The 13759-nt window shown below is 38.9% G+C and carries 13 protein-coding genes; 9 read left to right on the forward strand and 4 right to left on the reverse strand.

The genetic code is table 11. The features are described 5' to 3' along the window. Window positions 1-248 precede the first annotated feature (248 nt). The 6 genes from ABFY81_RS11855 to astE all read left to right on the forward strand — a co-directional run bounded on the left by ABFY81_RS11855 (window position 249) and on the right by astE (window position 7750). A complete protein-coding gene (locus tag ABFY81_RS11855) occupies window positions 249-1523 on the forward strand; it encodes a Glu/Leu/Phe/Val dehydrogenase (RefSeq protein ID WP_049063596.1) in 1275 nt (424 codons plus the stop codon). A 144-nt stretch (window positions 1524-1667) separates the two neighbouring features. Beyond that, entirely contained in the window at window positions 1668-2882 is a 1215-nt protein-coding gene (locus tag ABFY81_RS11860; RefSeq protein WP_068932525.1) for an aspartate aminotransferase family protein, read from the forward strand. 18 nt (window positions 2883-2900) lie between these two features. Beyond that, window positions 2901-3932, forward strand: coding sequence for an arginine N-succinyltransferase (astA, locus tag ABFY81_RS11865; RefSeq protein ID WP_347913841.1), 1032 nt, complete (start codon window positions 2901-2903; stop codon window positions 3930-3932). Beyond that, window positions 3932-5401, forward strand: coding sequence for a succinylglutamate-semialdehyde dehydrogenase (astD, locus tag ABFY81_RS11870; protein WP_191001050.1), 1470 nt, complete (start codon window positions 3932-3934; stop codon window positions 5399-5401). The genes astA and astD overlap by 1 nt, the downstream gene beginning before the upstream one ends. An 18-nt stretch (window positions 5402-5419) precedes the next feature. Next, window positions 5420-6763, forward strand: a complete 1344-nt coding sequence (gene astB, locus ABFY81_RS11875) for an N-succinylarginine dihydrolase (protein ID WP_077168947.1) — start codon at window positions 5420-5422, stop codon at window positions 6761-6763. Between the two features lie 12 nt (window positions 6764-6775). Continuing rightward, the gene (gene astE, locus ABFY81_RS11880) at window positions 6776-7750 is read left to right on the forward strand and encodes a succinylglutamate desuccinylase (RefSeq protein ID WP_347913842.1); all 975 of its coding nucleotides are present in this window, start codon (window positions 6776-6778) and stop codon (window positions 7748-7750) included. Window positions 7751-7812: 62 nt separating this feature from the next. Here astE and ABFY81_RS11885 read toward each other — a convergent pair whose 3' ends face one another. Beyond that, window positions 7813-8547 (reverse strand): hypothetical protein, encoded by a 735-nt coding sequence (locus ABFY81_RS11885; RefSeq protein ID WP_151761423.1) that lies wholly within the window; start codon window positions 8545-8547, stop codon window positions 7813-7815. Between the two features lie 581 nt (window positions 8548-9128). Between ABFY81_RS11885 and ABFY81_RS11890 the strand changes: the two genes are divergently transcribed. Both ABFY81_RS11890 and ABFY81_RS11895 read left to right on the forward strand, forming a co-directional pair. Then, window positions 9129-9437 (forward strand): hypothetical protein, encoded by a 309-nt coding sequence (locus tag ABFY81_RS11890; protein WP_134262741.1) that lies wholly within the window; start codon window positions 9129-9131, stop codon window positions 9435-9437. A gap of 74 nt (window positions 9438-9511) precedes the next feature. Continuing rightward, window positions 9512-10843 (forward strand): S8 family serine peptidase, encoded by a 1332-nt coding sequence (locus ABFY81_RS11895; RefSeq protein WP_347913843.1) that lies wholly within the window; start codon window positions 9512-9514, stop codon window positions 10841-10843. Between the two features lie 98 nt (window positions 10844-10941). On the opposite strand, the gene ABFY81_RS11900 is transcribed toward ABFY81_RS11895, so the two are convergent. Further along, window positions 10942-11373, reverse strand: a complete 432-nt coding sequence (locus tag ABFY81_RS11900; RefSeq protein WP_019457822.1) for a hypothetical protein — start codon at window positions 11371-11373, stop codon at window positions 10942-10944. Between the two features lie 98 nt (window positions 11374-11471). Next, window positions 11472-11891: a hypothetical protein gene (locus tag ABFY81_RS11905; protein ID WP_004705301.1), complete on the reverse strand. Its 420-nt coding sequence runs from the start codon at window positions 11889-11891 to the stop codon at window positions 11472-11474. A 170-nt stretch (window positions 11892-12061) separates the two neighbouring features. On the opposite strand from ABFY81_RS11905, the gene ABFY81_RS11910 reads away from it, so the two are divergent. Further along, a complete protein-coding gene (locus tag ABFY81_RS11910) occupies window positions 12062-12958 on the forward strand; it encodes a LysR substrate-binding domain-containing protein (protein WP_347913844.1) in 897 nt (298 codons plus the stop codon). A gap of 37 nt (window positions 12959-12995) precedes the next feature. Here the strand turns inward: ABFY81_RS11910 and ABFY81_RS11915 are convergent, their stop codons facing one another. Then, on the reverse strand, window positions 12996-13706 hold the full coding sequence (locus ABFY81_RS11915) for an amino acid racemase (RefSeq protein WP_347913845.1): 711 nt from the start codon (window positions 13704-13706) through the stop codon (window positions 12996-12998). Between the last annotated feature and the right edge of the window lie 53 nt (window positions 13707-13759).

Consider the following 13759-nt stretch of genomic DNA (forward strand, 5'->3'; position numbering starts at 1 on the left):
TTTTGCTTTTATAAAGACGTTTTTATAAACAGCAGATGAGGCAAAAGAAAGATTGTAAAAGATATCGATATATAAAAGTAAATCGTACTTTTGATATCACAAGATGGAATTTAAAGGGTCTAAAGCTTTAAAAGGGCTGAAGATTTTATAAATAAATCAAAACATTGTTATTGCAAGGTTTTGGTTGCTGAATAATAAAGACTGCGGATTTATCACATCTGAGTCTGTATAGGTAAATAGGAAAAAAGATGTCAGATCTTTCATACGTAAACGAACATAGCGATGCATGGCAAACTTACTTGGCACAAATTGACCGTGTTGCTCCGTACTTAGACCACTTAGCTGAGTTTATCGATACATTAAAACGTCCAAAGCGTGCGCTTATTGTTGACGTGCCAATCGTAATGGATGACGGTTCTATTCAGCACTTTGAAGGCTACCGTGTACAACACAACTTGTCTCGTGGTCCTGGTAAAGGTGGTGTACGTTACCATCCAAACGTTGATTTAAATGAAGTGATGGCGTTATCTGCATGGATGACAATTAAAACTGCTGTTTTGAACTTGCCATTTGGCGGTGCTAAAGGTGGTATCCGTGTTGACCCACGTAAACTTTCAAATCGTGAATTAGAACGTTTAACTCGCCGTTATACGACTGAAATCGGTCACATTATCGGACCTCAAAAAGATATCCCAGCTCCAGACGTTGGTACAAATGCCAATATCATGGGTTGGATGATGGATACTTACTCTACAAGCCAAGGTTATACAGTAACTGGTGTTGTAACTGGTAAGCCAGTTCACTTAGGTGGTTCTTTAGGTCGTGTTAAAGCGACTGGTCGCGGTGTATTCGTTACAGGTCGCGAAGTAGCTGCAAAAATCAATTTGCCAATTGAAGGCGCGAAAATCGCTGTTCAAGGTTTTGGTAACGTAGGTAGTGAAGCTGCTTTCTTGTTTGTTGAATCAAAAGCAAAAATCACTCACGTTCAAGATCACACTGGCACAATTTTCAATGCTGACGGTATTGATCTTGTTGCATTACGTGAACACGTAAATGCAAACCAAGGTGGGATTGGTGGTTTCGCTGGCGCGCAAGCAATTGCTGATGAAGATTTCTGGACTGCAGATGTAGACATCATTATTCCTGCTGCGTTAGAAGGTCAAATCACAGTTGAACGTGCTGAAAAACTTAAAGCTAAGTTGATTTTAGAAGGTGCGAACGGCCCGACTTATCCTAAAGCTGAAGATATTTTAGTTGAGCGTGGCATTGTTGTGGTTCCTGACGTGGTATGTAACGCCGGCGGTGTAACTGTAAGTTACTTCGAATGGGTTCAAGACATGGCGAGCTACTTCTGGACCGAAGAAGAAATCAACGAGCGTTTAGACAAGTTGATGGTTCAAGCTATGCATGACGTTTGGAATACAGCAAACAGCAATGCTTGTACTTTACGTACAGCAGCTTACATCTTGGCATGTGAGCGTATCTTAAAAGCTCGTAAAGAACGCGGTATTTTCCCAGGCTAATCTGAGGAAATTACCTTTTAGAAAAAGTGGGCTGAGTAAATATAAAGGATGTTATAGAGTTATTTTCTCAGTCCCTTTTTCTAAATAAATTAAATAAAAGACAGTAAGACAGATTAAATAAATTAAATAGATACTGAGGTAAGCATGGAACAGCCAATTTCTGTAACTCGAAGCAACTTTAATGACTGGATGGTTCCAGTTTTTGCACCGGCAAATTTCATTCCGGTACGTGGTGAAGGTTCACGTATTTGGGATCAAGAAAATAAAGAATATATCGATTTTGCAGGCGGGATTGCAGTAAACGCATTAGGTCATGCACATCCAGTGGCAGTAAATGCTTTAACAGAACAAGCAACAAAACTTTGGCATGTCGGCAATGGTTATACCAATGAACCAGTTCTACGCCTTGCTAAACAACTCACTGAAAATACATTTGCAGATAAAGTATTCTTCTGTAACTCAGGTGCAGAAGCGAATGAAGCAGCTTTAAAGCTTGCTCGTAAAGTTGGGCTCGACAGCGGTGTGGCAGGGAAAAGCGGCATCGTGGCATTTAATAATGCGTTCCACGGCCGTACCTTATTTACCGTTTCGGCGGGTGGTCAACCAAAATATTCACAAGATTTTGCACCACTTCCAAATGGTATTAACCATGTTGCCTTTAATGATTTAGAAGCTGCAAAAGCAGCCATTAACGAACAAACATGTGCCGTGATTGTTGAACCGATCCAAGGCGAAGGCGGCGTTATTCCTGCTGACATCGAATTTTTAAAAGGTTTGCGTGCGTTGTGTGATGAGTTTGGTGCGTTACTTATTTTTGATGAAGTACAAACAGGTGTAGGCCGTACAGGTTCACTTTATGCTTACATGAACTCAGGTGTTACTCCGGATATTCTTACCACTGCAAAAGCATTAGGCGGTGGTTTCCCAGTGGGTGCAATGTTAACAACTGATAAATTTGCTCCGCATTTTTCAGTGGGTACGCACGGTACGACTTACGGTGGTAACCCGTTGGCAAGTGCTGTTGCTGGCGCAGTATTTGAGTTTATTAATACACCAGAAGTGCTTGAAGGTGTAAAACACCGTCATCAATATTTCCTTGATGCATTAAATACTTTAAATGCTGAATATCAAGTTTTTGATGAAATTCGTGGTCAAGGATTATTGATTGGTTGCGTATTAAAAGCTGAATATGCTGGTAAAGCAAAAGACATTACGACTTGGGCAGGCGAAGAAGGATTACTTGCTTTAATTGCTGGACCAAACGTGGTTCGTTTTACTCCATCTCTCATTATTCCTGAACAGGACATTGATGAAGGGATTGCTCGTTTAAAAAGAGCTTTGGCAAAGTTGGCTAAATAAAAAAAAGGAAAGCTAGCCATGATGATTGTCCGTCATGCCGAGTTTCGAGACCTTGAAGATATTTATAAATTAGCAGGTAAGTCAGGTGTTGGCCTGACTTCCTTGCCACAAAATATGGATACGCTTTCGGCTCGAATTTCACGTACTCGCAATACTTTAAATGGTAATGTCCATAAGAGCGAACAAGGTTATTTGTTTGTTCTTGAAGATACAGAAGCTCAACGTGTTATTGGGGTAAGTGCAATTGAGGTTGCTGTAGGTTTAATTGAGCCTTGGTACAACTTTCACGTGGGTACTCAAGTTCACGCTTCAAAAGCATTAAATGTCTACAAATCATTACCGACATTATTTTTAAGTAATGACAGAACGGGAAGCAGTGAGCTCTGTACATTATTTTTAGATCCAGAACGTCGTGAGAATCAAAACGGTAAATTTTTATCAAAAATCCGTTTTATGTTTATTGCTGCTTTTAAGCAATATTTCGAGAAAAAACTCATTGCTGAAATGCGTGGTTTCTCTGATGAAAATGGATGTTCGCCTTTCTGGGATGCGATTGGGCACCATTTCTTCAATATGGATTTCTCCACAGCAGATTATTTAAGTGGAATTGGTCAAAAAGTTTTTATTGCGGAACTTATGCCACGTTTTCCAGTTTATGTAGACCTCTTGCCAAAAGACGCGCAAGAAGTAATTGGAAAAATGCATCCACATACTCTGCCTGCTTATCATGTGCTTGAGTCTGAAGGTTTACGTTATCAAGGATATGTCGATATTTTTGATGCAGGCCCAACGATTGAAGCCAATATTGATGAGTTGCGCGCAGTAAAAGAAAGCCAATTTTTAACTGTCAAAATTACAAATGACGCAACGGTAGGTAAAACACAATACCTTGTTGCCAATGATAATTATCACGACTATCGAGCCATGTTAATGAAGTTTGATCTCGTAGATAGCACTCTAAATTTAACCCATGAACAAGCTGAGAAACTCGGTGTACAAGAAGGCCACGCTGTTCGTGTGTTATCACTAAATCCTATGGAAGTATCCTGATGTCAAACTCTTTATTTATAAACGGTGTCTGGTTACAAGGCAGCGGTACAACATTTGTAAAAACAAATCCAGTTGATAACCAAACTGTATGGTCAGGTGGTGAAGCTACGGCCGTTGATGTTGAGAAAGCTTGCCAAGCTGCACGTACAGCGTTTCCTACATGGGCACGTTTACCTCTTGCTGAGCGCGTTGCGATTGTAGAAAAGTTTGCAAAGCTGCTTGAAGAAAATAAAAAACATTTAGCAGAAGTCATTAGCCAAGAAACTAGCAAACCTTTTTGGGAAACCTTAACTGAAGTTCAATCTATGATTGGCAAAGTTGCGATTTCGATTCGTGCTTATCACCAGCGTACTGGCGAAAGCTCAACTGAAATGGCAGATGGTGTGGCATCTTTACGTCACCGTCCACATGGTGTACTTGCAGTTTTTGGTCCATATAACTTCCCGGGCCATTTACCAAACGGACATATTGTTCCTGCATTACTTGCGGGCAACACAGTTGTATTTAAACCAAGTGAATTAACACCTTGGACTGCTGAAGAAACTGTAAAACTTTGGCAACAAGCTGGTTTGCCAAATGGCGTGATGAACTTGGTACAAGGTGGTCGTACTACTGGTGAAGCGCTGGCTGCTTCACATGAAATCGATGGTCTACTGTTTACCGGAAGTGCAAACACTGGTTATCACTTGCATAAGCAAATGGCAGGTGCGCCTGAGAAAATTCTTGCACTTGAAATGGGTGGCAATAATGCATTGATTATTGATGAAATTGTTGATGTCGATGCTGTAGTTAATCTGGCTATTCAATCTGCATTTGTTTCGGCAGGTCAGCGTTGTACATGTGCGCGCCGCATCTTGGTAAAAAATGGTGCTGAAGGTGATGCATTTATTCAACGTTTTGTTGAGGTTGCTAAGAACTTGAAAGTGGGTCGCTGGAACGATGAACAACAGCCATTTATGGGTGGTGTAATTTCATCAGTTGCTGCAACAAACATGATGAATGCTCAGCAAAAGTTACTTGAACTGGGTGCAAAAAGTTTATTAGCAATGACTCGTCCACAAGAAGACAGTTCGCTACTGACTCCGGGCATTGTTGATGTAACAGGTGTGGCTGGTATTCCAGATGAAGAATATTTTGGCCCGCTTACGACCATTCAACGTTATGACAGCTTTGATGAAGCATTGAAAATTGCTAATGCAACACGTTTCGGCTTGTCAGTTGGTTTGGTTTCTCCAAAACGTGAACTGTTTGATGACTTACTCATTGAAGCACGTGCCGGTATTGTGAACTGGAACAAGCCATTAACAGGTGCTTCAAGTGCCGCACCATTTGGTGGTGTTGGAGCTTCAGGCAACCACCGTGCAAGTGCATTTTATGCTGCTGACTACTGCGCTTGGCCAATGGCTTCACTTGAAAGTGAAAGCTTAAGTTTGCCAGAAAAATTATCTCCAGGGATTGTGTTGCCTTAAACACTAGGGAAAGAAAAAATGAAAGGATATGAAGTAAATTTCGATGGTTTAGTGGGACCAACACATCACTATGCGGGTTTGTCTTTTGGTAATGAAGCATCAACCAAAAACCGCAATAATACCTCGAACCCAAAATTAGCGGCGAAACAAGGCTTATTAAAAATGAAAGCCTTGGCTGATATGGGAATGAAACAAGGTGTACTTGCTCCGCATGAACGTCCACATGTTCCAATGTTACGCCGTTTAGGTTTTACAGGAGATGACATTAGTGTTGTGGCTCAAGCCATGCGTCATTCACCTGAATTGTTATCATCTTTAAGCTCAGCTTCTCCAATGTGGACTGCAAATGCAGCGACAGTTTCACCTTCGGCTGATAGCCAAGATGAGCGTGTGCATTTTACTGCGGCTAACCTGAACAATAAATTTCACCGTTCAATTGAAGCTGAAACTACAAGCCAAGTTTTACAAGCCATCTTTAAAAATGAGCGTCACTTTGTACACCACGAAGCTTTACCGCAAGTGGCTTTGTTCGGTGATGAAGGGGCAGCAAATCACAATCGTTTAGGTGGTGATTATGCTAAGCGCGGTATTCAGGTGTTTGTTTATGGTCAACAACATTTAAATAATGGCTTACCGGGACCAAAGCGCTATCCAGCACGTCAAACGCGCGAGGCAAGTGAAGCTATTGCACGTTTGCATCGTTTAGATGATGCACATACGGTTTTTGTTCAACAAAATCCGGATGTAATTGATCAGGGTGTTTTCCATAACGATGTGATCGCAGTAAGTAACCAACAGGTTTTATTCCACCATCAACATGCTTTTTTAAATCAAGATCAGGCTTTTACTGAAATTCGTCAAAAAATGGCAAGCATTGGTGAAGACTTTATTTCGATTGAAGTGCCTGAAAACCGCGTTACTGTAGACGATGCTGTGGCTACTTATTTATTTAATAGCCAGATTTTGACTCGTCCAGATGGCGGTATGACGATTGTTGTGCCAGAAGAATCTCGTCAAAATGCAGCAGTGTGGGGCTATTTGAACGATATGATTCAAATGGGCACACCAATTGATGCAATTCAGGTATATGACCTGCGTGAAAGTATGCGTAATGGTGGTGGACCAGCATGTTTGCGTTTACGTGTGGCTTTGAACGAAACCGAATTAAATGCTATAAATCCAAAAGTTCTCATGAATGATCAATTGTTTGGAACGCTCAATCAATGGGTTGATAAACATTATCGCGATCGTTTAGCGCAAGAAGATTTAGCAGATCCGCACCTGCTTATGGAAAGCCGTATGGCACTTGATGAACTCACCAAAATTTTAGGTTTGGGTTCGGTTTATCCTTTCCAAAAATAATGAGGAGGTGACATGCAAGATTTTCTAGCATTAACCTTACAGGGTGAGCAGCCTACAACTCGCGAAGGAAAGCAAGAAAACTTTTCTTGGCGTTGGCTAGGTGAAGGACTTCTTGAATGTACGCCACATGCACAGTACGACAAAGCTGTCGTACTGTCAGCAGGGGTACATGGTAATGAAACAGCACCAATTGAGTTGTTGTCTCAACTTTGCACCGATTTATTTGCAGGGCGTTTAAACCTTGCTGTGAGGTTGCTGCTTGTGTTGGGTAATCCGTATGCAATGCGCCAAGGCAAGCGCTATGTATATGACGATGTAAACCGAATGTTTTGTGGTGGGTATAAAACTCTACCTGTAACAGAAGAGTCTAAGCGAGCTGCGGTTTTAGAGCAGGCAGTGGCCACTTTCTTTCAGGAAAGTGCGAGTAATGCTAAGCGCTATCACTATGATTTGCACACAGCAATTCGTGCTTCATTATTACCAACGTTTGCTTTATTTCCCTATCAAACGCATGGCTATGATGCTGATTTAACAGCAAGTCTTGAAGCAGCCGATTTAGATGCTTTGGTTTATCACAATGCAGTAGGTAAAACATTTACACATTTTACCAGCGAGAGCTTTAAAGCAGCGAGCGCAACCTTAGAGTTAGGTAAAGCCTTGCCATTTGGACAAAATGACTTAAGTCAGTTTGCTGCAATTGATGAAGTCATTCGTCATATGGTTTCTGAACAAGTTTTACCGACGCGACATAAATCGAAAATTCGAGTGTTTCAGGTGTCTGATTCTTTAATTAAAAAAGATGAAGATTTTCAAATGAACTTATCGGCTGAGGCTCCAAACTTTTCGACATTTACGAAAGGTGAAATCATTACCATGCAACCTTCTGGTAATTATGTGGTTGAGCAAGATCAAGTCTGGATTTTATTTCCAAACCCAAATGTGAAAATTGGTTTGCGCGCTGGTTTGGTTTTAACTGAAACTCTTTAAATAACTGATTTAAAGTAAATAAAAAAGGGCAGTTGATAGCCCTTTTTTATTGCTAGCTTTAATTAGTTAGTACCGAAAAGACCTTTCATGAAAGATTTCTTTTCAGTTTTTTGGGTAGAGCCTTGAGCACCTGCATTTAAGTTTGCATTTGCACTAACTCCAACTGGGGCAACATTAACACCAACGTTTACACCTGTTTGAGCATTAATCGCGTGCGCTGATTGAGCTGCATTTAATTTTGCTTGAGCATCAGCTTTAGTGTCAGCCACTAATTCTTTTTGCTCAGCTTGATTTTGAGCTACGCGAGCTTTAACTGCATCTACACGTGCTTGAGCATTAGCTTGTTTTTCAGCAGTAAACTCTTTTTGTTCAGCTTCATGTGCTGCTACTTTAGTTTTTACCGCATTTAAATGTGCTTTGGTATCAGCTTTCGCTTCAACGGCTAGATTTTTAGTACCGTTTGCAGCTTTAGTCGCTACATTTTTAGTACCTGTAGCAGCTTCCGTAGCAAAGTGTTTTGTACCATTTGCAGCTTTAGAAGAAAGTTCAGTCACTTTTCCAGTTGTTTTTTTAGTTGCTTTAACTGTAGTGTCAGCAGCAACATGACCAGCATACTTTGCTGTGCTACCTACAGTGTGTGCAGTACTTTTGACTGTGTTGGCTACGCCACTAACAAGACCACCCGGTTGTACATTTACTTGAGCAGAAGCATCTGCATTAATGCCCGCACTTTGTGCAAAAATAGAAGCAGAAGCAAGAACACTTGCAGTAACGATAGCTGTTTTCATCATTTTCATTGCGATATCCTTCAAAGAATATACCTTTTTAGTGAGGTATTTCATAAACGCAATCGCATCATAGTCAAACCTTGCTTTGCTTAGGAATAGACTTCATCAAAACCTTACAACAGTATTACAGTCACTAAACAGATGAGGGAGAAATTGTGGAGAAAAGAAAATATTAATAATAAAGTGAAATAGATATCGATATTTGACTGTTTAAAAAGCTAATAAAAAATAACTTCTCTCATTTTTTAGAAATACAAATATTTAAACTTATTCAACACGACCATTTTTTTATATCTATAAAGAAGATTTCCTTTTCTTTTTTTAATCGAGATAACGGCATAGTTATTGCTTATTATGAGAATAAAGTGCTTTTTGGCACTTTTTTGAACCATATTCTGCCAGAAATATAAATGCACAGGGCAGAACAGTATTTTTGTTTATTCGGGAAAAAGAATTTTAGTGTTCCTCGGGCTTACATGTTTTATGAAATGAAATTTCACATGACATATATCCCAAGAAATAGCGCTTTATTTCGAATAATCAAAAATAAATAGAGATGTCTATAAACAAAAAAACAGAGATCTTAAATGATGAAAATTATTGCTTCCCTTGTCGTATTACTCGGCTTAGTCGCCGTTGTTCTCTATTTTAAGCCATCAAGCGGTGCATCAGATGTGATGAATTCTACTTTGCACAAGTCGAATCCATCGCAATCAGACACTTCATCTTTACATTCCCAACTTAAGGAGCCTGTTCAACCTAAAAATGTATCTTTAAATTCTACTCAACCTAAACCAGTATCCGCAGATACTGTTCCTTTATATGACACAAAAAGTGATCTTTCTATTCAACCGATTGATCCAGAAAAAGATCCTGCTAATGAAATTAAAACACTTTAAATAATCTAGTTTTCTTTATCCAAGAAATACTAGACGTTCAAATGTTCTTTACCAAAGAACTACGGAGAAAAATAATGCAAAGTAAAACGTTATTACTATTAGGTCTATCTACAATATTAAGTACAACAGCTTTCGCTCTTCCTTTGGATTCTAAGGGAGCCAAACAACAGCTAAATCAGGCAGCAAAACAAAAAGTGTCTCAGGGTAAAATCGATTTAGATGCCTTGGTCACCAATGAGTCTAATGATCTTATTGTTGAATATAATATTCCTACGGAAAGCGTGGCTTCAGGTTTGGAACGGCGAAGTTATATTGCTTCAAATAAAAAGAACTTACAGGCAAGGTTTAATCGTGGTGTAGGGGTGCAAGTACTTCGGGACTACAATAATTTGCCCTTAGCTTTTTATAGAGTTAGTAATAGAGAGGCCTTAGTTGATTTACTAAATGACCCAAACGTTAAGGCTGTATATCCAAACCGAATCAATCAGCCTACGACGATGGAAAGTCTGCCTTTAATTAATCAGCCTCAGGCCAATACTAAAGGTTTTAATGGAACCGGTTCGAGTGTTGCTGTGCTGGATACAGGGGTAAATTATTTGCATTCGGATTTTGGCTGTACGGCGGTGAATACACCTTCAAGTACATGTCGTGTCGTTTATTCATTTGATAGTGCTCCAGATGATGGCTCACTTGATGATAATGGTCATGGTAGTAATGTTTCAGCGATTGTGTCTAAAGTTGCTACCAAAACAAAAATTATTGGAATAGACGTTTTTCGATCAGATTCAGCCTATGATAGCGATATCCTTGCGGGTATTAACTGGGCAGTAAATAATGCTAAAACTTACAATATTAAAGCGATCAATTTGAGCCTTGGCGTTCCTGGTGTGAAATTCACATCTGAATGTAGCAATAGTAGTTATGCAACAGCATTTGCAAATGCACGAGCTGCTGGCGTAGTCCCCGTAGTAGCATCTGGTAATGATGCGTTCCCTGATGGAATTTCGTCACCTGCTTGTGTTGCTGGTGCTGTAAGAGTTGGCGCAGTATATGATAGTAATATTGGTCGTGCATCATGGGGTAATCCACTGAAATGTACTGACTCAACTACAGCAGCAGACAAAGTAGCATGTTTTAGTAACGGTGGACGTCTTGTGACTTTACTGGCTCCAGGGGCAATGATTACAGCAGGTGGCTACACTATGGGCGGTACTTCCCAAGCGACACCACATGTTGCTGGCGCAATTGCACTATTAAGAGCAAATAGTGTGACACCAACTGAAACTATCGATCAGACGATTAATCGTTTAAAAACTACGGGTAAACCTATTACTGACCCAAGAACACGCTTGGTTTTCCCTCGTATTGATTTACTGGCTGCAACCAATGGTTTAACCATTAATTAAATAGCAGATTTATAATTTTTTATTAGGTCCAAGAAATTTGAATGGCTATGGCCCGTTGCAGAAAACTGCCTCTGCAACGGGTTTTTTATGGAAAATCTTTAATCACATTTTGCTAAATTGGCTTTACTAAAATTGCTTTGGAGCTTTTTAAAATTATTTTGAATTGCTGGGTCTTGAATATTAAAAGTGGTCGAGCTTTTTGTTGTCGAGTTGGTGGCTTGACTTAGTATGCCAGATGAGTCGGGATATTGTTCGGTAAATGATTGAGCTGAAATCAGGCCTTTATTATTAAAAATCCAGTGCTCAGTGACTTGGCCTCCACCTAAGTAACCCGTAAATTCGATCATGCAGGCCTGCTTATCATGTTTAATGAGCTTGGCTACATTACCTGTGGTGGTTGGATAAGCTTCAATATTGGTGTCTTGTTCTAAAACCTTTGATTGAGAATAAGAAGAAACAGATTTAGTAGTTGCACATGCAGATAGTGCGATACAGCATAGTGTTGAAAAGAGAAGTTTTTGACTATTCATAAGGCAGATTCCTAGCTCTTTGTAATGGGTAGTATTTCTTTTTAAACGTATACATTTCTATGAGCGCGAAGTAATCGCGCTATTCGTCGGACTCAATTTTAATTAGTCGTCGTACTAGACTTACTTAACTCACCTTGTTCGATCGGAATGTTTTCACCATTTCGGCTACTGGTGATATTTTGTTTAGCTTGTTCTATTTTCTCTTCAGTATATGCTTTTGCAGTATCTACTTTTTGTTGGGCAACTTCTGATTTTTCAGCTGTAAATTCTTTAGTGCTTTGCCATTTTTCACTAATTTTATTTGACGTATTTTCAGAAGCACCTTGAATAGAGTTCCCTAGATTTTGTATGCCTTTTCCTGTTTTATATAACAACACACGACCTAAACTTGGATTATCACCATAAGGTTGAGCTTTAGACGTTGTCTCATTTGTAGGTTGAGGCTGTGTCGTTTCAGCAAAAAGCGTCGATGAAGCCAATATAGAGCTTGCAATACATAAAACTTTTAAGGTTTTCATTTGGTTCAAACTCCCCAATGACTGTCAAAATATCAAGTGCTGATCTTACTGTTAAAAATAAACCTTGTGCAGCAATGAGATAAAACCCATACGATTTGATTACGATAAATCATCATTTCAAATATACTTAAACAACTTATCTAAATTCCTAGAATGATCTGGAGCTTCAGGTGATACAAAATATAGAATTAAAATGGTTATATGATCTGATCATTCTAGAAAAATACCGAAATTTTACAATCGCTTCTGATATTAGAAATATTTCACAATCTTCGTTAAGTCGTCGTATTCAGGCCCTAGAAAGTAGTTTGGGATTCGAGGTTTTTGACCGAGAAACTTCGCCGTTACAGCTCACAGAAAAGGGTAAGCTTTTTGTTCTGCACGCCAGAAATTTGCTAGATGATTTTGAGTTCAATATAGATCGAATTAAAGGTGACAATCATGTTAGAAGTAAAGTCACTATTGCGTCTGCGCACTCTTTGGCAGGTTATATTTTTCCTAAAATTTTAGGAAATTTAAAAAACTACCAAGAAAAGATTTTTCATGTTGAAGCCATTAACGTAAATGAAACCGTAGATTCTCTTAAAAATGGTCAATGTGACTTTATCGCATCTTTTTATGATGATGATCTTATGAATCCACAGTTCTTGTGCCATAAACTATTTTCAGCAAAGCTTTATTTAGTCACTGCACCTAATCATTTAGGTCGTCCCAAATATTCACTCGAAGATGCTTCAGTTCCGCTCATGAATTACACCGACGATAGTTATATGGGTAAAAAAGTAAATAAGTTTCTACAAGAGCATCATTCAGATAAATTTGAGACAAACTTTGTGTCTTCAATGAGTTTACTGCTTAAAGACATGATTAAAGGGGGATATGGAGTGGGGTGGTTACCCGATTACAGTATTCAAGATGAGCTTGAAAAAAAACAACTTATGATTGTACCTTTGAAAGATTCAGTCTTGTCTGTAGATATTTACTTATATCGTAGTAGTGCGAGGCTCAATACAGCTTCTGAAAGTTTATGGATTTTTATGAAGGCAATTGATTGGACAATTGCCTAAACCATTTTATGCATAAGTTGCATTATCTTTCATTTAGCTATGCAACTTTTTCTATGGGGGAGTTTTGATACCACGCAATCGCATTCTTAATGAGTACGTCGGTTGTGTCGATGAATAGTTCAGGATAAGCCTCAATACTTTCTTCTAAAATGAGAGGTATTTCTGTACAAGCCAACAGGAATTTTATATTTCTCTTTTTAGTGTAAAAATTAATAACTTCCTTCATCATTTCTCTAGCTTGTTGAATATTTCCTGCTTTGTATTGGTAAATACTTTGCATTACTTTATTTTGCATTTCGGCAGAAGGAGTAGAGAAACCAATACTATTTTCAATAAACTGGCTTTGATAAAGCTCGGTGTTTATTGTGGCAGATGTAGCAAGAATACACACCTCATCAATTTGACTATCTTGAATAAAATGAACCGCAGACTCAATGATACTGATCATTTTAGTTTGGGTACGCTTTTGCAGTTGGTTAAACCAGAAATGAGCAGTATTACAAGGAATAATGATACAACCGACTTGTGCTGCTTCTAATATTTTAAGATATTCAGCCATTTTCTCGAGTGGTTTATCATCATGATTTATAATGGATTGAGTTCTGTCAGGTATATCTGGGATAGAAACTGTAACGACAGGAATATGTTCTTGGTCACAATGTGCTGGTGTATTTTTAATAATTTTATTCATAGCATCAATCGTAGCTTGTGGTCCCATACCACCTAAAATTCCAATTGCTTTATTCATGTTGAGCGACTCAAAAATTCTATAGGTTTAGAATGAGCGTATTTTTATTAGGA

It is taken from the genome of Acinetobacter sp. WA-87, from assembly GCF_039938935.1.
GTDB lineage: Bacteria > Pseudomonadota > Gammaproteobacteria > Pseudomonadales > Moraxellaceae > Acinetobacter > Acinetobacter seifertii.